The organism is Oceanobacillus phoenicis, assembly GCF_047238145.1.
In the GTDB taxonomy this organism is placed as follows: domain Bacteria; phylum Bacillota; class Bacilli; order Bacillales; family Amphibacillaceae; genus Oceanobacillus.
The window spans coordinates 1,275,278-1,295,542 of record NZ_JBDFME010000001.1 but is presented as its reverse complement, the minus strand read 5'-3'; the positions used below and the strand labels follow the sequence as shown (position 1 = coordinate 1,295,542).

Annotated in this window: 18 protein-coding genes; 5 read left to right on the top strand and 13 right to left on the bottom strand. The window is 37.2% G+C overall.

What is annotated here, in order from left to right; all coding sequences use genetic code 11:
* Positions 1-110: 110 nt before the first annotated feature.
* The 9 genes from rpoE to ABC346_RS06760 form a co-directional block, all read right to left on the bottom strand.
* Positions 111-632, bottom strand: a complete 522-nt coding sequence (rpoE, locus tag ABC346_RS06800) for a DNA-directed RNA polymerase subunit delta (RefSeq protein WP_413234131.1) — start codon at positions 630-632, stop codon at positions 111-113.
* Between the two features lie 500 nt (positions 633-1,132).
* On the bottom strand, positions 1,133-1,738 hold the full coding sequence (locus ABC346_RS06795; RefSeq protein WP_413234130.1) for a TetR/AcrR family transcriptional regulator: 606 nt from the start codon (positions 1,736-1,738) through the stop codon (positions 1,133-1,135).
* Between the two features lie 37 nt (positions 1,739-1,775).
* Positions 1,776-2,915, bottom strand: a complete 1,140-nt coding sequence (locus ABC346_RS06790) for an acyl-CoA dehydrogenase (RefSeq protein ID WP_413234129.1) — start codon at positions 2,913-2,915, stop codon at positions 1,776-1,778.
* Positions 2,915-4,066, bottom strand: coding sequence for an acyl-CoA dehydrogenase (locus tag ABC346_RS06785; protein ID WP_413234128.1), 1,152 nt, complete (start codon positions 4,064-4,066; stop codon positions 2,915-2,917). The genes ABC346_RS06790 and ABC346_RS06785 overlap by 1 nt, the downstream gene beginning before the upstream one ends.
* 22 nt (positions 4,067-4,088) lie before the next feature.
* Positions 4,089-4,940 (bottom strand): 3-hydroxybutyryl-CoA dehydrogenase, encoded by an 852-nt coding sequence (locus ABC346_RS06780; RefSeq protein ID WP_413234127.1) that lies wholly within the window; start codon positions 4,938-4,940, stop codon positions 4,089-4,091.
* Positions 4,941-4,954: 14 nt separating this feature from the next.
* On the bottom strand, positions 4,955-6,148 hold the full coding sequence (locus ABC346_RS06775; RefSeq protein ID WP_413234126.1) for an acetyl-CoA C-acetyltransferase: 1,194 nt from the start codon (positions 6,146-6,148) through the stop codon (positions 4,955-4,957).
* 289 nt (positions 6,149-6,437) lie between these two features.
* Entirely contained in the window at positions 6,438-8,546 is a 2,109-nt protein-coding gene (locus ABC346_RS06770) for a (Fe-S)-binding protein (RefSeq protein ID WP_413234125.1), read from the bottom strand.
* A 317-nt stretch (positions 8,547-8,863) separates the two neighbouring features.
* On the bottom strand, positions 8,864-10,534 hold the full coding sequence (gene argS / locus ABC346_RS06765; RefSeq protein ID WP_413234124.1) for an arginine--tRNA ligase: 1,671 nt from the start codon (positions 10,532-10,534) through the stop codon (positions 8,864-8,866).
* A gap of 12 nt (positions 10,535-10,546) precedes the next feature.
* Positions 10,547-10,975: a YwiB family protein gene (locus ABC346_RS06760; RefSeq protein ID WP_413234123.1), complete on the bottom strand. Its 429-nt coding sequence runs from the start codon at positions 10,973-10,975 to the stop codon at positions 10,547-10,549.
* A 235-nt stretch (positions 10,976-11,210) separates the two neighbouring features.
* Between ABC346_RS06760 and ABC346_RS06755 the strand changes: the two genes are divergently transcribed.
* Positions 11,211-13,235, top strand: a complete 2,025-nt coding sequence (locus ABC346_RS06755; RefSeq protein WP_413234122.1) for a transglycosylase domain-containing protein — start codon at positions 11,211-11,213, stop codon at positions 13,233-13,235.
* A gap of 188 nt (positions 13,236-13,423) precedes the next feature.
* Here ABC346_RS06755 and ABC346_RS06750 read toward each other — a convergent pair whose 3' ends face one another.
* The 3 genes from ABC346_RS06750 to ABC346_RS06740 are packed head-to-tail and all read right to left on the bottom strand — an operon-like array spanning position 13,424 to position 15,820.
* Positions 13,424-13,945, bottom strand: coding sequence for a YwhD family protein (locus ABC346_RS06750; RefSeq protein ID WP_413234121.1), 522 nt, complete (start codon positions 13,943-13,945; stop codon positions 13,424-13,426).
* 58 nt (positions 13,946-14,003) lie between these two features.
* Entirely contained in the window at positions 14,004-14,510 is a 507-nt protein-coding gene (locus tag ABC346_RS06745; RefSeq protein ID WP_413234120.1) for a YwgA family protein, read from the bottom strand.
* Between the two features lie 14 nt (positions 14,511-14,524).
* On the bottom strand, positions 14,525-15,820 hold the full coding sequence (locus tag ABC346_RS06740; RefSeq protein WP_413234119.1) for an HD domain-containing protein: 1,296 nt from the start codon (positions 15,818-15,820) through the stop codon (positions 14,525-14,527).
* A gap of 85 nt (positions 15,821-15,905) precedes the next feature.
* Between ABC346_RS06740 and ABC346_RS06735 the strand changes: the two genes are divergently transcribed.
* Complete coding sequence (locus ABC346_RS06735) at positions 15,906-16,745, top strand: lipoate--protein ligase family protein (protein WP_413234118.1); 840 nt, start codon at positions 15,906-15,908, stop codon at positions 16,743-16,745.
* A 402-nt stretch (positions 16,746-17,147) separates the two neighbouring features.
* Here the strand turns inward: ABC346_RS06735 and pta are convergent, their stop codons facing one another.
* A complete protein-coding gene (gene pta / locus ABC346_RS06730; RefSeq protein WP_413234117.1) occupies positions 17,148-18,122 on the bottom strand; it encodes a phosphate acetyltransferase in 975 nt (324 codons plus the stop codon).
* Between the two features lie 229 nt (positions 18,123-18,351).
* Between pta and hemQ the strand changes: the two genes are divergently transcribed.
* From hemQ to gerQ, 3 genes are all read left to right on the top strand, one after another.
* Entirely contained in the window at positions 18,352-19,101 is a 750-nt protein-coding gene (gene hemQ / locus ABC346_RS06725) for a hydrogen peroxide-dependent heme synthase (protein WP_413234116.1), read from the top strand.
* Between the two features lie 131 nt (positions 19,102-19,232).
* Complete coding sequence (locus tag ABC346_RS06720; protein WP_413234115.1) at positions 19,233-19,658, top strand: cell wall hydrolase; 426 nt, start codon at positions 19,233-19,235, stop codon at positions 19,656-19,658.
* Positions 19,659-19,723: 65 nt separating this feature from the next.
* Complete coding sequence (gene gerQ / locus ABC346_RS06715) at positions 19,724-20,191, top strand: spore coat protein GerQ (RefSeq protein ID WP_413234114.1); 468 nt, start codon at positions 19,724-19,726, stop codon at positions 20,189-20,191.
* The last annotated feature ends 74 nt before the right edge of the window (positions 20,192-20,265 follow it).

The following is a 20,265-nucleotide window of genomic DNA, read 5'->3' as shown; positions in this document are numbered from 1 at the left end:
AAATAAAATAAGAAAAGCGTTCCCCCATTTAACTGGGAAAACGCTTTGTATTTCGATTCAAAGAGCCCAATAAAGATTGTACTCATTGTCTTGTAAAAAGTCAAGACTTCTTAACGAGGATTATCATCATCGTCTTCATCTTCTAAATCTTCATCTGCTTCTAACTCATCGACTTCATCTTCAAGATCCTCTAAATCTTCATCTAAATCATCTTCAAAATCTTCGTCTTCGAGATCATCGCCTAAATCACTAACAATGTCATCAATTTCATCGTCTGTTACATCTAGATCATCATCAGCGTCATCAACGACTGCTGCTTTTTTCTTTTTCTTCTTCGTCTTTTTCTTCGGTTCTTCGGTAATTTCTTCCTCTGCTTGTTCCACTGGGTACCAGCGTTTCAATCCCCACATTCCAGATCCTAATGTAAGGAAACGACCGTCGACATTCATATCCGTGTAGAATTGTGCCATCATATTTTGTTTTTGCTCATCAGTAAATTCTTTCAGCTCAGCAATCTTATTGAAGATATCCTTATAATTTATTGCTTTGTTCTCTTCTTTAAGAATTTTTGCTGCTAGCTCAATCATGGATAAATGGTCAATCTCATCATGGGTTAATTGTTGCAAACTCACGTTCATGCACTCCCTTAGTAAATATAATCAAGGCATATTCTACTGCCTATGTACCTTCTTGTATATCCAGTTCTTATTTGAACTATTTCTACAGAACCAATTTCATAATCAAATTAGTTGTATGAAAATCCGAATTTGCTGTTTGATTTTCATTAAATGTATCAACAACTATGAAATTGACTCATCTACACTAACATAAAACTTTATTCAGCGGTCTTCTTACTTTAACCCTGATTGGTAGTTAAATAAACCAGGTTGGTATCATCCAGTAACTCCTGCCTAACCTAGACTGATTTTTCCTATCTGTTTTAAAGCAAGGCATTTACAGATGATTACAACATGATAAACATATTTTACATTATAAACAAAGTTAGATGCAATATTCCACATATAAGACATAAAAAGTTGAGAAATTTAATTCTCAACTTTTACTCCAATCGCCTACATGTTTTTCTACGTTCCACCAAAATGTTGATCACCTCATGGATTATCATCCAATCTTAGGTAAGTTGGTCCAGATGTTTCATTTGCAAATCAATGTATTCTTCAAGTGTAAATTGTTTTTGGATGATCCACCGTCGGAATCCCCACATATGCCCTCCAACGACAATATTATTGGCAATAAGACATATTTCTTTATCCTCTTGGTTTCTTTCCAGGCAGGTTGATAGTAATTTAATCATTATATCGACCACAGCTCTTTCTTGTTGCAAAACAAAGTCTCTCGTTTCCTTTTTTAGTGATTTCGTTTCCTGATACAACATTAAGATTTCATCTTGCATATCATCCATGAGGTAAAAGAAAGATCGTATGGCCTTACGCATACTTTCTAAGGAAGGATTTTCTACTTCCACCGAAACCGCAATTCGATCTCTAACTTGATCATGAATCGACTCACATACTAGGAATAAGACATCTTCTTTTGTACGAATATATTCATATAACGTACCAATACTAAAACCCGATTCTTTCGCTATTTCTCTTGTAGTTGTACGATGAAAGCCTTTTTCTTGGAATAAGCGCATGGCACCTTTAATAAGTTGATTGCGACGCTTACTGACAAGCTGCTGATCCTTAACTGATGAAAGAATTCGATCTTCTGCCATTTTGATATCCTCCTTTCCACACTTTACTTATATATCACTATTTGGTTAACATTCTGCCGATGACTAATCGTTGCACCTCATTTGTTCCTTCATAGATTTGTGTGATTTTAGCATCACGCATATACCGTTCAACAGGGTAATCTTTCGTATATCCATAACCACCAAATACTTGGACTGCTTCTACGGTACTTTTCATTGCTACATCTCCAGCAAATAACTTCGACATTGCAGAAGCTTTCCCATACGGTAAGCCAGCTGATTCCAGCCAAGCAGCTTGATAGGTTAATAGACGAGCCGCCTCTATCTCTGTTGCCATATCTGCTAGTTTAAAAGAAATTCCTTGATTCGCAGCAATCGGCTTTCCAAATTGATGACGTTCTTTGGCGTAATCCGCCGCAGCATCCAACGCTCCTTGAGCAATACCTAAAGCTTGAGCAGCTATACCATTTCTTCCACCATCGAGTGTGGTCATAGCAATTTTAAAGCCCTCTCCTTCATTACCAAGTAAGTTTGCTGCAGGAATTCGACAGTTTTCAAATATTAATTCGGTGGTCGGAGATGATCGAATTCCGAGCTTTTTCTCTTTTTTTCCAAAACTAAAACCTTCAGTTCCTTTTTCAACAATAAATGCACTAATTCCTTTATGATTTGCATCAATGTCAGTTTTAGCAAATACAATATAAATATCAGCTACGCCGCCATTGGTAATCCAAACCTTATTTCCATTAATGACAAATTCTTCACCATCTCGTCTTGCTGTCGTTTTCATCGACACAACGTCACTTCCAGCACCTGGCTCAGATAATGCATATGCACCTAATGCTTCACCGATTGCTAACCGTTTCAAGAAATTTTTCTTCTGATTTTCCGTACCATACTTAAATATTGGCCAACTTGCTAAAGATAAATGTGCTGACAATGTTACTCCTGTCGATGCACACACACGAGACAGTTCTTCTACCGCAATGACGTAGCTCAGATAATCCGAACCAATCCCACCATATTCTTCTGGCCATGGAATGCCAGTTAATCCTAACTGCGCCATTTGATCAAAAATTGAGCGGTCAAAGCGTTCTTCTTCATCACGTTCTGATGCTGTAGGCGCAACTTCTTTCTCTGCAAAATCACGAACCATTTTACGCAGCATTTCTTGTTCTTCCGTTAATTGAAAATTCATCAACCATGCACCCCTCCGTCTTTTAGTAGATGTTTTGCAATTACAATGTGCTGAATTTCATTGGTGCCTTCGTATATTTCCGTTACTTTTGCATCACGGAATAATCTCTCAACTGGATACTCCTTCGTATAACCGTAACCACCAAATACTTGAACTGCTTCAATCGCATTTTTCATCGCTGTTTTTGTTGCCATCATTTTGGCCATTGATGCTTCTTTGCCACATGGTTTCCCTGCTTCAATTAAAGCGGCAGCTTGATAAGTTAATAACTTCGCAGACTCTACATTCGTTGCCATCTCAGCTAATTTAAAGGATATCCCTTGGTTGGCTGCGATCGACTTTCCAAATTGTTCTCTCTCTTTGGCATAAGCAACGGCATAATTCAATGCTGCTTCTGCAATCCCAAGACCTTGAGCAGCGATACCAATTCGACCGATATTCAGATTAGCCATCGCAATCTTAAAGCCATTTCCTCTTTCACCCAATAAGTTTTCTTTCGGAATTCGACAGTTTTCAAAGATAATCTCTACCGTATTCGATCCATGCAAACCCATTTTCTTTTCTTTTTTTCCAATAATGAATCCGGGTGCATCTTTTTCAACGATAAATGCACTAATATCTTTCGAATCTTCTCCTGTACGGGCAAATGTAATATACGTATCTGCCTCCCCGCCATTCGTAATAAAAACCTTCGATCCATTTAATACATACATATCATCTATTTGTTTAGCAGTGGTCTTCATACTGCTTGCATCCGAGCCTGATCCTGATTCAGTTAAAGCAAAAGCGCCTAAATATTCTCCTGAGGCAAGTTTCGGGATATAACGTTGTTTTTGTTCTTCTGAACCAAAGTACAAAATCGGATTCGTGCCAACCGATGTATGTACCGATAAAATCACACCTAAAGTTGCACTAAACTTAGATAACTCATGGATAACTTGAATATAAGAGGTATAACTCATCCCACTCCCGCCATATACTTCTGGAATAGGAATCCCCATGAAGCCAAGTTCCCCCATTTTTTGTACTAGCTCTTTAGGAAATCGATCTTCTGCTTCCATACGTCCAATCTCTTGCATAACCTCTTGTTTAGCAAAATCACGAACCATTTTTTGTAACATTTTTTGTTCATCAGATAGCTTTATCGACATGACGGGCACCTCTCTCTAGTGATTAATCATATGTGTAAAAACCTCGACCTACCTTTTTACCAAGACGACCGGCTTTTACGTACTGTCGTAACAATGGACACGGACGATATTTACTATCTCCAAACCCTTCGTGTAGTACTTCCATAATATATAGACATGTATCTAATCCGATAAAATCAGCAAGTTGCAAAGGGCCCATCGGATGATTCATACCAAGTTTCATCACTTGATCTACATCCTGCGGAGAAGCAACACCTTCAAACACTGTGTAAACGGCTTCATTTATCATCGGCATTAAGATACGATTGGCTGCAAACCCTGGAAAATCTCGTACTTCTACAGTTGATTTTCCTAATGATTCTGACATTTCAGAAATGAGTTGATACGTTTCATCACTCGTTTCTAAGCCACGAATAATTTCAACTAGTTTCATGATTGGAACAGGATTCATAAAATGCATGCCGATAACTTGTTCCGGTCGTTTTGTTTCTGCTGCAATTTCAGTGATTGGTAAAGATGATGTATTAGAAGCTAAAATAGCGTGACTTGGCGCATGTTTATCTAATTCTTGAAAAACAGAGGTTTTCACTTCCATATTTTCAACTACAGCTTCAATTGCCAAATCACAATTTGCTACTTCTTCGATTGTGTGAGCCAAAGTAATTCGATTTAATGCTTCATTTTTATCTGTTTCAGACATTTTATCCTTGGATACATCTTTTTCTAGTATTCTTTCAATGTAATCATATCCTCGCTGCTTCGCTTCGTTACTTGTATCAAAAAGGTATACATGGTAACCAGAACGAGCACAAACAAGCGCAATTCCTGCGCCCATTTGGCCAGCTCCAATCACCATAACATTTTGGATATTCATAGTTATCCTCCTTGTTATTTTGATTCGGTTGGTACTTCAATAAGAATGGCATCTCCTTGCCCACTTCCGCTACAAATAGCAGCGATTCCCTTACCCCCACCACGACGTTTTAACTCATGTATAAGCGTAAGAATGATGCGCGCTCCACTTGCTCCTATTGGATGGCCAAGAGCAACTGCTCCACCATTTACATTAATTTTTCCTTCGTCAATACCTGCAATTTGTCCACTCGCAAGTGCAACAACTGCAAATGCTTCATTGATTTCGTAAAGGTCAATTTCTTCTTTAGAAGTGCCGGTTTTTTCTAACAGTTTATTAATGACAATCCCCGGTGTTTGCGGGAAATTCTTTGCCTCTACAGCAACTTCTGCGTGACCGAGAATATAAGCCAGTGGTTGTTTATTTAATGCAGCGGCCTTTTCATCTGACATTACAACAAACGCGGCTGCTCCATCATTTACTCCGGGCGCATTACCTGCAGTTATCGACCCATCCTTATCAAACGCAGGACGTAACGATGATAATTTGTCTATCGTCGTATCTTTACGTGGTGCCTCGTCTTTATCAACTGTTATTGGATCGCCTTTTCGAGTTGGAATTTCCACTGGTACAATTTCATCTGCAAACTTATTCGATTCGATTGCTTCAACCGCTTTTTGATGACTACGCAAAGCCCACGCATCTTGGCGTTTTCTAGAAATCTCTAAATCTTCGGCTGTAGAATTACCATAGTTGCCCATATGATTCCCTGTAAATGTACAAGTTAGGCCATCATGAACCATCATATCTACAACAGACTTATCCCCCATTCGATTCCCCCAACGTGCATCTGGTAAAAAGTATGGAGCATTACTCATGCTCTCCATTCCACCTGCTATAATGACATCTTCTTCCCCTAAACGAATCAACTGATCCGCTAATGTAACACTACGCATTCCAGATGCGCATACTTTATTAATCGTTTCTGATCGAGTCTCCCATGGAAGTCCAGCATTCCTAGCAGCTTGACGAGATGGAATTTGTCCTTGCCCGCCTTGTAATACGGTCCCCATGATTACCTCATCAACGACATCATTAGCAATGTCTGCTCGTTCCATAGCTTCTTTAATTGCAATACCTCCAAGCTCTGTTGCTTTTAACGGTTTTAAGGCACCACCAAATTTTCCAAAAGGTGTACGTGCACCAGATACGATTACTGATTTTCTCATTTTCTTACCTCCTTGTAATGATTGAACGCTCGTTCAATATTGACATGGGAAAATAGAGAGGATATACCTCCCTACTTCCCAATTTATCAAAAACGATAAGGATTGGGACAAAAGTATTCACGCAAAAGATAAATCCGCTTTTGACTAAAACACTTTGTTATGTCCCAACCTCTTATATCAAGATTCTCATGGAAATAAAGAAGATAAGCTTGAAAACAACTGCCTAAAAGACTGATATGTTCATCTAACCATCCGTGTGGATAAGAATCCGACTGTTGGAAGATGCGCTTTATGCAGTTTTCACCTCTTCTTTATCCAATACAGAGATTGCTAGAATTTCGGCTACATCCATTGTACCTATATTCTCTTCCACTTCTTTCGCTTTTGTTCCATCACTTAGCATCGTGAGACAATATGGACATGCACTAGATATCATGGTTGGCTCTACTTTTAAAGCCTGTTCCGTACGAGCTACATTAATTCTTCCTCCTGTAGTTTCCTCAGTCCACATAAGGCCACCGCCAGCACCACAACACATACCATTCTCACGACTACGATCCATTTCCACTAACTCAAGACCTGGAATGGACTTCAGAATTTCTCGAGGCGGGTCATATACGCCATTATATCTTCCTAGATAGCAAGAGTCATGATAAGTTAATCTTTCGTTTATCGCTCTCTCTGGTTTAAGTCTTCCTGACATTACTAAATCATAAAGCATTTGTGTGTGATGGTATACTTCAGCTTCGAATCCAAAGTCAGGATATTCGTTCTTAAATATATTGTAAGCATGTGGATCAATCGTGACAATTTTCTTGACGTCATGCTTATTAAATTGCTTGATATTTTTCTCGGCTATTTCTTGGAATAAAAACTCATTACCAATACGACGAGCCGTATCTCCAGAGTTCGCTTCTGTGTTCCCTAAAATCGCAAAACTTACACCAGCTTGATTCATTAACCTTGCAAATGCAAGTGCGATTTTTTGACTGCGGCTATCAAAAGAACCCATTGAACTTACCCAGAATAGATATTCAAACGACTTATCTTCTTTCTTCAATTCTTTCACCGTAGGGATATATACAGATTCATCCTCATCGCGCCATTTTACACGATCTTTTTTAGAAAGTCCCCATGGGTTACCTTGTCGTTCAATATTCGTTACTGCACGTTGAATATCTGAATCCATTTTTCCTTCAGTCATGACAAGATAACGACGCATGTCAATAATTGTACCAACATGTTCATTATTTACTGGGCAGGCATCTTCACAGTTACGGCAAGTTGTACATCCTGCTAGCTCTTCTTCTGTGATAACATCTCCAATTAAACTTGAACTTTGAATAGTTGCAGCAACTTCTTTATCTGCTGACGCTTGATTTCCAGCACTACCTGCAAATGCATAAGACGGCACCCAAGATGATTTTCCGGTTATCGCAGCTCCTTTTTCGGTTAAATGATCCCGAACTTTTATCATTATATCCATCGGAGATAACATTTTACCTGTCCCTGCCGCTGGACAAACATCGGTACAACGACCACATTCTACACATGCATAAAAATCAATCATTTGATGTTGTTCAAAATCTTCTACTTTTCCAACTCCAAAAGCAATTTCCTCTTCACTTTCCTCATCCACATCTTCCATATCAAAATCTAATTTCTTCAATTTACCTGGAACTTTTTTACTCAAAAATACATTGATCGGAGCAGCAATTAAATGAGCGTGCTTCGATTGTGGAACATAAACTAAAAACGTAAGGAGGGTAATGGTATGAACCCACCAAGCAATATAAAACAATACGGTGGCAGTTTCAGCAGACGCCCAGCCAAAAGCAAGAGCAAAAACACTAGCAACAGGCTCAGCCCAAGTAATCTCATGTCCATGCCAGATCATAGCCATACCATTTCCAAATAACACAGAGACCATTAGTGTACCTATAAAAATAAGTACTAGTCCTGCTTTAAATCCCCTTTTAAGCCGAACAAGCTTTTCCATATATCGACGATAAAATGCCCAAATAACTGCAACTAAAATCATCAATGTTACTAACTCTTGAAAGAATACAAAACCAGGATAAAACATACCAAATGGTAAATGATTACCTGGAGATAACCCTTTTACAAACATATCAATTGCACCAAATTGAACTAAAATAAACCCGTAAAACATCATGACGTGAATCGTTCCAGACTTCTTATCTTTTAGAAGTTTGGATTGACCAAATACGATTTTTCCAATTCGCTTTAAGCGCAATTTTATTTCACCATCAAACTCTGATTTCTTCCCTAGCTTGATATAAGCGATTCGGGTTGCGATTACTTTGGCAAATAAATAAAACGCATAAATCGTGATAGCCAAAAATGCAATCCAATTAATAATTAGAAAAGTATCCACCGTCTGCTCCCCCTCTTTGTGTAGTATTCTTCCATTGATAACGATTACATTTCCTTCCGTGAAAGAAATCCTTACCTATTACTTTAAACATGAATGATCATTCAGTCAATATATTTTAGGTAAAATTTTAAAAATTCATCCTAGGAAGATTGTTCATGTAATTATTGTTGTCCAATTATATGAAAGAATGACTTGTCTACACTTTTTATGTTACCTTTTTGGTTTCTCCCTCTTTTTCTCGGGCACATAAACGCCAAAAGAGAAAGCCTATCCCTTTGAATTCCAAAAAAGGGATAGGCTTTCCATGATTATTTATTTTACATTTTCTCTGGTGCAGAGATTCCGATAATTGTCATTGCATTCGCAAGTGTTTGACGAACAGCTTTCATTAGAGCAATACGTGCATGCGTCCTAGCTTCATTATCTGCATCTAATACTTTTTCTGCATTATAGAAGCTGTGTAATAATGTAGCAAGTTCAAAGATATATTGAGTCACTTTATGTGGTGTATGTTTATCAGCAGCATCAACAATCATTTGTGGAAGCTCACCGATTTTCTTCAATAGATCCAATTCTTTTTCTGCAGTTAATAAAGATGGATCAAATTCTGCTTCTATATTAAATCCTTTGCTTTGTGCCTGAGAAAGCATGGTGCAAATACGTGCGTGTGCATATTGTGCATAATAGACTGGGTTGTCGTTAGATTGTGATTTTGCTAAATCCATATCGAAATCTAATTGTGAGTCGTTCGAACGTGCAACAAAATAATATCTAACTGCATCAATTCCTACCTCATCCATCAATTCTCTCAGTGAAACAGCCTTCCCTGTCCGCTTACTCATCTTCACTTTTTCGCCTGCTTCAAAGAGGTTTACCATTTGAATGATTTTCACATCAAATTTCTCCACTGGGTATCCCAATGCTTGAAGTGCAGCACGCATACGTGGAATATATCCATGATGGTCTGATCCCCATACATTTATAATGCGATCAAACCCACGATCTAGTTTGTTTTTATGATAAGCGATATCCGGGGTCAAATAGGTATAATTTCCATCGCCTTTTATTAGTACGCGATCCTTGTCATCACCGAATTCTGTTGTTTTAAACCAAAGCGCTCCGTCTTTTTCAAATGTATAGCCGCCTTCATCAAGTACAGCAAGGGTATCATCGATTTGTCCATCTTTAAATAGAGAACGCTCAGAGAACCAATGATCAAATTCTACACGAAAGTCCTTTAAATCCGATTCGATATTTCTTAACGATGCTTTTAATCCATACTCTTTAAAGAAATCTAAGCGTTCTTCGTGATCTTTATCCGCCCATCTTTCTCCGTCTTCATTTACTAACTCTTTGGCAATATCAATAATAGCCTGACCTCGGTAGCCATCTTCTGGCATATCCACATCTTTACCGATTTCTTGCAAATAACGCGCTTCTACGGATAAACCGAGATTATTTATTTGATTTCCTGCATCATTAATATAATATTCTCTTTCTACTTCATAACCTGCAGCTGCAAATACATTACAAAGTACATCCCCAAAAGCAGCATTACGTGCATGCCCTAAATGGAGGTCTCCTGTTGGGTTTACAGATACAAACTCTACTTGGACTTTTTCTCCATTTCCGCCCGTTGATTTACCGTAATTATCACCTGCTGATAATACAGTTTCAATAACTTCACCTAAGAAGTCTTGCTTCATGAAAAAGTTAATAAATCCTGGCCCTGCAATTTCAACTTTTTCAACAGATGCTGCCGATTTATTTAACTTGCGGGTGATATCGTCAGCAATTTGTCGTGGAGCCTTCTTTGCAACACGTGCAAGTTGCATCGCAATATTTGTAGCAAAATCCCCATGGGCCTTGTCTTTTGGTTTTTCCAAAATAATATCTGGGATTTGATCCTCTGTAGCTAATTCCGCATTAATGACAGCATAATGGATTTGTTCTTTTAATTTTTGTTCCGTTTTTTCTAATACGTTCATGTTGATGTCCTCCTAAGAAAATGTCAGTACTAATCTATGTTCTCTTTCCAATTGTCCATTAAGTTTCATATTATAATCCATTTGTAGATTTCCTTTGTTATCCTTTTCTTTTTCAAAAGAAATCCTGTTTGTAAAAGTCTCCATACGCATGCTCCCATGCATATGTTGATAAATATTTTCCGTTCGACTATTTTCTTGAAATTGTTGATTCATCTTAATTGCACCGGACCGTCGGATAGCAACTCGCTCTGGTTGAATCGTAATCATGTTTTGTATTTTTTGACCGTCCTCTAAAAATTCTGTATACCGCAGAACGTCAAACTTTCCTTGAACCATTAATTCGCCTGAAAACGATTGTTTCTGCGTTTCCTTATCCCCAGTCTCTATATCATGAATCATCGTCTGTAATTCGATAGTTACTTCTTTTCGTCCATTCGTCATAGCATCGCCTCAGTTTCGTTATTACATCCTTACAAATTCGTAATTTCTTCGTTAGAACTTCTTCTTTTGTTCATCACGTTTCCGTCATTTTCATTAATGTACCTATTATAGCGATAAACGGTGGTGATAATCAATACTATTCGTTAGTGCAAGAATTTTCGAACAAACGTTTATATTCACGATTCCTTTCCAATAATGATTATATAATGCATGAAAACTATTGGAGACGAAGATCATGAAGCAATCAAAACACTGGAAAAGAATAAGAACCATTATTTGGATAATGGTTGGGCTAGTTGTTACTGCTATATTGGGTACCTATATCATTTCCTATTTACTTGGCCCCCCAGAATTAGCTGGTAAGCAACCGACTACAGTCTATGATCGATATGATGAAAAAATTGGAGAAGAGCGCTTGTTAAATTCCATGGAGTGGGTCTCCCTTGAGGATATGAATGAAAACATCATTCAGGCTACCTTACTTATCGAAGATCAACAATTTTTTGAACATCATGGGTTTAATTATAAACGAATCGCAAAAGCAATTTGGACAAATATAACGCACGGCTCCTTAAAAGAAGGAGCAAGTACAATAACACAACAATATGCACGGAATCTTTATCTATCTCCGGAAAAAGCATGGTCTCGAAAAGTACAGGAGGCTTTTTATGCTATACGTTTGGAAATGTTTTACTCGAAAGAAGAGATTCTAGAAGGATATCTAAATACCATCTATTACGGTCACGGTGCATATGGAATTGAAGCTGCTAGTCGTTATTTTTTTGATACGACTGCAAAAGAATTAACATTGGCACAAGCTGCGATGCTAGCAGGTATTCCAAAAGGCCCCTCCTATTATTCTCCATTAAATAATGAAGAATTAGCAAATGATCGTCAGCAACTTATATTATCTGAAATGCTCCAACATGGTGTGATTACAAAAGAAGGATATAATCGTGCCAGACAAGAAAAATTAATCTATGCTGAAACAGCTGCGGAACCAGAGGTAGCACCTTACTTCACTGATGAAGCACTTGTAGAAGCTGCTGAAATTTTAGATATTGGTATTGAGGAAATTCAATCTGGTGGATATGAGTTATACACTACGTTAGATCCTTCTCATCAAACAGAAATGGATCAGGCGGTAACGAATAATTTGAATGGATCGGAAGAATTAGAAGTAGCTGGAGTATCTATTAACCCTACAACGGGCGAAGTTACTGCCTTGATTGGCGGCAAAGATTACGTAACAAGTAGTTATAATCGATCTACCAAATCAAAAAGAATGGCTGGCTCGTCCTTCAAACCAATCCTTTATTACGAAGCTCTAGAGAACGGTTATACACCAAGTACTCGATTAGTGAGCGAAGCGACGACATTTAACTTGGAAGATGGATCAACTTATCAGCCTGGCAATTTTAACGGCTATTATGCTAATGGGCCAATTACGTTAGCACAAGCTATTGCACTTTCTGACAATATCTATGCAGTGAAAACAAATTTGTATCTCGGACCAAAAAACTTAGTTAAAGCAGCGAAAGATTTCGGTATTACGAGTGAACTGGATGCTGTACCCTCCCTAGCATTAGGTACTTCATCCATTAGCGTATTGGAATTAACACAAGCTTATGGCAGGATAGCGAATGGTGGAAAAGAAATTGAACCGTATACGATTCGAAAAATAGTCGATAAAAAAGGAAAAACAATTTTTGAACATAGTGATGATAAATTAAAACAAGTTCTAGATGAGAAGAAAACATTTATCCTCACGCAATTACTCACTGGTATGTTTGATGAAGAATTGAACGATTATACGAGTGTGACTGGGTCTACGATTAATAACCAACTTTCCAATATCTATGCCGGTAAATCAGGAACAACAGATTACGATAGTTGGATGGTGGGATATAGTCCGGATGTAGTTACTGGAATATGGGTAGGTTATGATGATCATCGAAAAATAACTCAAGTTCAAGAGACTACTTTATCTAAACAAATTTGGGCTAACTATATGGAGGCTATTCACGAGCCATCGAGCAAACATACATTTGCCATGCCTTCTGGAGTGATTGGGTTACCCATTGATCCCGTTAGCGGTAAGAGAGCTACCCCCTCCTGTAGCCAAAGTCGTATTATGTTTTTTGAAAAAGGTACGGAACCTTTAGGTTATTGTACAGACAGAGAACATCCTGAAGATATTGAGGAAGAACAAAAAAATGATGAAGGCTTCTTGAAAAAGTTCTTTGATGAGTTTTTCTAAATTAACATTACTAACTGCATAACTGAAACTTTACAAAAAAACAGCCAGTATCGAGAATTTCGATAGCTGGCTGTTTTTTTGTCCTAGTAAACATGAGTGAGCCCATGTATTCATTAGTTTACAAATTTTTGACAAAAAGTACAAGATTTTCTTGTTAAGTTCATCATTCATTCACAAAATCGTAACATTTAATCGATGGATAATTGTTGTTTTAATTCCTCTGTAGAATTATCCCAAAACTCTGGTTTGTAGTCACGAAGGAAATCTCCTAAAAGCTTCTTCGAATGATCATCCATATGCTCAACAATAATATGGCCTTTCAGCGATTTCTCCATATGCTTTACATGTTCTGCCATTGATTTATATGCACGCTTGATTTCCCGGTTCACACGAATTTCACTTCCTGCCACTCCAGCATAATAAGGTCCATTTTCGTTTTTTTCAACCGTGACCCATACGATCCAGTATAATTTGCCACCTTGTACTTCTTCTCTATCATTAATCCATTTCACTCTACGCTCAACATCACTTCTAGCATGCATCGCAGCCATGTCTACATAGGCTTTATCTTCATTTGGATCGACAATGATGGATGACATATTTTCTAAACTAACCGTTCCGGCACCATAACCACCATGACCATCTGTAGAATCATCTTTTATGATCGTAAAACTATTCTTTTTTTTGTTGGAAGATTGATCTGAACTCATTGGAAACCTCCTAATTAATTACTATTGATGCTATTGTAGCACGTTCGTCTGTACTTTTTTAGTAACACGATTTGTTTGTTAACTCATCCATGAATTGAAACGCTTCTGTTATCTCTTCATCTGTATACTTTTGCTTTGGCTTTACTGTATGTACTTTTTCAATAATCTCTTCTTTGGAAGACTGACAAAAGAAAAACATCGTTGATACCAACTCCAGAAAACGCGAACTTTTTTCTTGTAATAACGGAATCATCTTTCCTATATCGGGCAAATCCATTTGAAATTGTGTTAGAAAAGATTTCCCTTTATCCGTAATGGTATAATGGTATTGATGATAACTGCTTTTTTCTTCTTTCTGCTCCTGTACAAAACCCAAATTACATAATTCCTCTATCCGAAGTGTTAGTTCTTCCGAGTATGGCCCATAAAAATGAAACTCATATTTTTCTTCAAATGGTACCTTACACTGCTGTAATATATAAATCATTTTTTGCAATTTTTTACGACCAGTAACTTGATTAGCTACTGAAAAGAACTGTAGTAGTTTTGCGTGGTTATCTAACAAACCCAATTCACTCCTTATCCGTACAGAATATCCATAATACGTTGTTTTAAAGTTTCATCTTTTATTTCTTGAATTCGATCTTTAGGAAAATAAAGCTTATGATCGGTTCGTTTCTTCCCAGAAATAGATTCTACAATATCGGAATGACGAGATAATTCTTTCAGCCCACCATCTGGCATTAATAAATGAATAGGTAATCGTTCTTCCTCTTCCCCAGGACGATAAAAATCATAAGGTAAATCCGATGATGAATCGACGACAAGATAATAATCAGGATTAATTCCAGCTTCTTTAAATAATTGATATAATTCCATTCCTGCATTTATCTGTGGATCTGGATTGTATTCCACATATTTAAATAGTCTACGATTTATAAATCTTTCACATAAATCTGCTAAAATCTCATCGTTTTCTTCTTGCCATAATTGGAAATAATAATACACAATCATCTCGTCTATTTTTAAATAATCATGCAGGTCTACTGTTCCACTAAAAAATGAGATAAAGTGTGTTGGTTTTAATTTAAAAGTATATGAATTATCTTCATATAAATATTTTGCACGTTGGAAGATTTTCGAAAGAATCACTTCTGCACTTCTTGTTACCGGATGAAAATATACTTGCCAATACATCTGATAACGACTCATAATATAATCTTCTACTGCGTGCATACCAGTTGATTTAATCACTACCTGATCTTCCATTGGTCTCATTACCCGAAGAATTCTCTCCATGTCAAAGTGTCCATAACTGACACCCGTAAAATATGCATCTCTTTGTAAGTAATCCATTCTGTCCGCATCAATTTGACTGGAAATCAAGCTTACGACAAGCTTATCCGAATACGTTTTTGCAATTACGTCTGCAACTTTTTGTGCAAAATTCGGAGAAACCCTATTTAAAATTTCATTAATCTTCGTATTCTCTAAAATAACGCGCTGTGTAAACTTTTCATGATCTAGCTTAAAAACTTTTTCAAAGGAATGCGAAAAAGGCCCATGTCCTAAATCATGTAGCAAAGCTGCACATAAGCATAATAATCGATCTTCATTATCCCAGTTCACTCGTTCTTGGAAGTTCAGCATAATACGTCGGACAATCTCGTATACACCTAGTGAATGATTAAACCTACTGTGTTCGGCTCCATGAAAAGTTAAATTGGTCGTCCCCAATTGCTTCACTCTCCGAAGCCTTTGAAATTCGGGAGCAGCAATTAAATCCCATATTACTCGATCTCGAACGTGAATATACCGGTGAACAGGGTCTTTAAATACCTTCTCTTCTGTTAGCTGTTGGTCTTTATACTCCATATCTATGTCTCCATCCGATCTTTTTCGACGATTTTAGTATATTATATTATAGTTAGACAGAGGATGAAAGCACAAGGAGGAAATTATGAAAAACTGGAAAGATATTATCCATCATCAAATATTTCGATATATAGACCATTCAACTCAAACTGAGATAGAGGGCAAACCTAATACAGCATTAGCTTCCTTCGCTGTAGACGATGCGCTAGCTATTTCTGTTAGTGAAGAAACTTCTCCTCCAGTAATCCGATTATGGGTACATCCAAATACAATAGTACTTGGTATACCAGATTCACGATTGCCTTTTATTGATGAAGGAATGCAATTTATAGAGCAGAATAATTATCAAGCTGTGGTTCGAAATTCCGGAGGTCTAGCAGTAGCTTTAGATGAAGGAGTGCTGAATATTTCACTAATTATTCCTGGGGGAAAGAACTTATCTATCTACGATTGTTATGAAGCGATGGTTCGCTTTGTACAAGCCATGTTTAATGATATTACTAATAGTATTGAAGCTTACGAAATTGTTGGATCTTATTGTCCAGGAGATTACGATCTTAGTATTAACGGTAGAAAATTTGCCGGGATATCCCAACGCCGAGTAAAAAATGGAATTTCTGTTCAAATATACTTAGATGTCGAGGGTAATAGTAACCAACGAGCAAAGCTTATTCGAGAATTCTATGCAAAGGGAAAGAAGAATACGACAACTTCATTTACGTATCCTGATGTTGAACCGCAAGTAATGGGTTCTCTTTCCGAATTGTTAGGAATCTTGTTAACAGTAGATGATGTAAAAAAGCGAGTTGTATATACATTGAAGCAGTTATCTGATGAAATAGTAGAAATGCCAATTCAAGAAGAAGAAAAAGTGAATTTTGAAAAAAGATATAAGCAAATGGTGAAACGGAATGAATCGAATTAAACTTTTAAATTAAAATTTACAAGAGGCTGGGACAAAAGTATTTAATCAAAAGACAAATCCGAATGATTGGCCTATAAAAACCCGCTTCAGAAATATACTGCGCTTATTCTAAGGTGGCTGGTGAGCCTCCGGATGCTTATGCATTCCGGGGTCTCGCCTAGGCCTTGTTCCCATAGGACAAGGAAGACTGCGACAGCATTACATCGCACGCAGAAAATCGATTTTGATTTTCAAGGAGTCTCCGTATATTTCTTACGCTTGTTCTGGCTTTCACACGTCTTTTGACCAGAACTTTTTGTTATGTCCCAACCTCTTATTATTGCTATTAAATTGAGTTCCGAGAACCCAAAAACTACTTTCTAAAATTTATTATGTTTCACATGATGAATCGTCTTTAAATTATTATTCTCCTACTGCTTGTGCTGCAGTAATTAGTGCTAAATTATATACATCTTGCGCACTGCATCCACGTGAAAGATCGTTTACTGGACGGTTCAATCCTTGAAGAATCGGTCCTACTGCTTCAAATCCACCTAAACGTTGCGCAATTTTATATCCAATATTTCCTGCTTCCAAGCTAGGGAAAACAAAAACATTTGCATTACCTTTTAGAACGGAATCAGGAGCTTTTTTCTCTGCTACGCTTGGAACAAATGCAGCATCAAATTGGAATTCTCCATCAATGACTAGAGATGGATCTTTTTCTTTAGCAATTTCTAATGCCTCAGACACTTTTTCAGTTTCTGGAGATTTTGCAGAACCTTTTGTAGAGAAACTTAGCATAGCGACTTTAGGATCTACATCGAATAAAGCCCCTGTTTTTGCACTTTCTACAGCAATTTCTGCTAGGTCATTACTATCTGGTGTAATGTTAATAGCACAGTCAGCAAATACATACTTCTCTTCATCACGAACCATGATGAATACACCAGAAGTTTTCTTTACGCCTTCTTTTGTTTTAATGATTTGTAATGCAGGACGTACGGTATCTGCAGTAGAATGTGCGGCACCACTAACTAATCCATCCGCTTTATTTAAATAAACAAGCATGGTTCCAAAATAGTTTTCATCAAGAAGAATTTTCTTCGCATCTTCTTCCGTTGCTTTTCCTTTTCTTCGTTCCACAAAAGCTGAAACCATTTCAGAAAAACCATCGTAGTTTGCTGGATCGATAACCTCGCAACCTTTTAATGATACATCAAGATTTTTTGCTTTTGCTTCCACATCTTGTGTATTGCCAATTAAAATTGGTGTCATAATTCTTTCTTCTGCTAAGCGACTTGCTGCAGTTAATATACGTTCATCTAATCCTTCTGGAAAGACAATTTTTTTATCAGCAGCTGTTACTTTTTCAGCTAATTGTTCAAATAATCCCATAATGTATGCCTCCTTGTAGCTTTTACAAACTTGTGAATACTTTCTCATGATAAACTATCACAGTAAACAAATAAAGTGAAGCGCATAGTATGAATTCATAATTTTTGACAAACAATTGACAATAGATACTTACAAGGTGATTTTGAACCTATTTCATATGATTAGAGTGCCCTACTTATGCTATAGTAAAACCAGAAGATGTATTTTTCTATATAAGGAGTTGTTAAATATGGCAGAGGCAGTAGTTACTGTTGACGGTTGGTCAGCACTACATGATACACGTCAATTTGATTGGACATCTTGGAAATTAATTTCTAAGGAAGAAAGACAAGCAGCTATTGATGAATTCCAACAGCTCATTTCTAAATGGGAAGCTGTAGAAGAAGAAAAGCAAGGGAGCCATGGAGTATATAAAGTAGTTGGTAACAAAGCAGACTTTATGTTTATTTTCTTACGTGAGAGCTTCGAAGAATTAGAACAAATCAAGACAGACATCAATAAAACACAACTTGGTGATTTCTTAATCCCTGGTTATTCTTATGTTTCAATTATTGAAAAGACCATGCATGATCCAATGAAAGCTGGTGAGGATCGTGAACTTTCTGCATACGTTAAAGAGGCACTAAAACCTACCATGCCAAAATGGGAGCATGCTTGTTTCTACCCTATGGCTCGCCGTCGCGATCCAGGTGCAAACTGGTTTGAAATTGAAAAAGAAGAACGTACGAAGCTTTTATATGAACATGGAATGACTGGTAGAAAATATGCAGGAAAAGTAAAAGAAATTATTACAGGATCCATTGGATTAGATGAATGGGAATGGGGCGTAACATTATTTGCACATGATCCACTTCAATTCAAAAAAATTGTTTATGAAATGCGTTTTGATGAAGTAACAACGAAATACGCTGAATTTGGTGATTTTATTGTAGGAAACTTCTTAGAAAAAGAAGAACTTTCCAACCAATTATCTATATAAGATTACACAAAAGACTTTCTATCTTTTTTGATGGAAAGTCTTTTTTTATTGTCATTTTATCTTAAATAAAGGCATAAAGATAAATATTGAGATTAACATCCTAGAATGTTCTATGGAAATGAGGTATCTCTATGGCGGTTGTAAAACATACCGACGCAGAAGTAGCGTTACTTGCTCGTCTCATGCGCGCTGAAGCTGAAGGTGAAGGTGACTTAGGAATGTTGATGGTTGGAAACACTGGCATAAATCGAGTTATTGCAAGTTGTTTAGATTTTCCAAACATCCGAACTATTACGGATATGGTTTATCAAAGTCCAGGAGGATTTGAAGCAACACAAAAAGGTTACTTCTATCAACGTGCACGAGAATCAGAAAAGCGGCTTGCTCGCAGGGTGATTCAAGGAGAAAGGCAACATCCAGCAACAAATACTTTATGGTTTTTCATGCCAGAGGGGGAATGTCCAGAACAATGGTACGATCAATGGAATGTGGGAAGATTTAAATCACATTGTTTTTATGCCCCCGATTATGCAGATTGTCCTGAAGTATATCGTTAGACAAACTTCTTTCAATAAGGAGGGTTTGTTAAAAAATTTAATTGATGGATTAGGAGGGAACATAAATGAGTGAAAATGAAAACCAATCCAACTTTCAAAATTATGCGTATCAGCAACAACAAGCTCAACAGCCTTACTACTATTATCCAAACACATCACCTGCATTCTATCCAGTATACCCAACAAGGCAGTTCAATCAAGGCGGGCAACAACAACAGCAACAGCAGCAACAACAACAACCACAACAAACTGGCGGAATGCTACCAACTCAACAATCGTTCATAGAAAATATCCTTCGTTTGAATCGAGGTATGCTTGGGTCATTTTATATGACCTTTGAAAATAGCTCAGAGCAGGAAGAATTTCGAGGCTATATTGAAGAAGCAGGAAGAGATCATATTCTGATTCGCGAAGAAGATTCAGAACGGCGAATACTACTATTAATGGTTTATTTAGATTACGTTACGTTTGATGAAGAAATTAATTACTCATACCCATTTGGTCAGCAACTCTCTACTTATTCTCCAAGATAAATTAGTTGAAACCGTATAAAAAAGGATGACCCTAACTAAAACTGGGTCATCCTTTTATTCCATTTGTTAGTGAG

Coding starts and splice junctions, on each gene's coding strand:
- ABC346_RS06795 (WP_413234130.1), bottom strand. CDS start 1,738: ATGGCAGAAGATCGAATTCTTTCATCAGTTAAGGATCAGCAGCTTGTC.
- ABC346_RS06790 (WP_413234129.1), bottom strand. CDS start 2,915: ATGAATTTTCAATTAACGGAAGAACAAGAAATGCTGCGTAAAATGGTT.
- ABC346_RS06785 (WP_413234128.1), bottom strand. CDS start 4,066: ATGTCGATAAAGCTATCTGATGAACAAAAAATGTTACAAAAAATGGTT.
- ABC346_RS06780 (WP_413234127.1), bottom strand. CDS start 4,940: ATGAATATCCAAAATGTTATGGTGATTGGAGCTGGCCAAATGGGCGCA.
- ABC346_RS06775 (WP_413234126.1), bottom strand. CDS start 6,148: ATGAGAAAATCAGTAATCGTATCTGGTGCACGTACACCTTTTGGAAAA.
- argS (WP_413234124.1), bottom strand. CDS start 10,534: ATGAACGTATTAGAAAAAACGGAACAAAAATTAAAAGAACAAATCCAT.
- ABC346_RS06760 (WP_413234123.1), bottom strand. CDS start 10,975: ATGACGAATGGACGAAAAGAAGTAACTATCGAATTACAGACGATGATT.
- ABC346_RS06755 (WP_413234122.1), top strand. CDS start 11,211: ATGAAGCAATCAAAACACTGGAAAAGAATAAGAACCATTATTTGGATA.
- ABC346_RS06750 (WP_413234121.1), bottom strand. CDS start 13,945: ATGAGTTCAGATCAATCTTCCAACAAAAAAAAGAATAGTTTTACGATC.
- ABC346_RS06740 (WP_413234119.1), bottom strand. CDS start 15,820: ATGGAGTATAAAGACCAACAGCTAACAGAAGAGAAGGTATTTAAAGAC.
- ABC346_RS06735 (WP_413234118.1), top strand. CDS start 15,906: ATGAAAAACTGGAAAGATATTATCCATCATCAAATATTTCGATATATA.
- pta (WP_413234117.1), bottom strand. CDS start 18,122: ATGGGATTATTTGAACAATTAGCTGAAAAAGTAACAGCTGCTGATAAA.
- hemQ (WP_413234116.1), top strand. CDS start 18,352: ATGGCAGAGGCAGTAGTTACTGTTGACGGTTGGTCAGCACTACATGAT.
- ABC346_RS06720 (WP_413234115.1), top strand. CDS start 19,233: ATGGCGGTTGTAAAACATACCGACGCAGAAGTAGCGTTACTTGCTCGT.
- gerQ (WP_413234114.1), top strand. CDS start 19,724: ATGAGTGAAAATGAAAACCAATCCAACTTTCAAAATTATGCGTATCAG.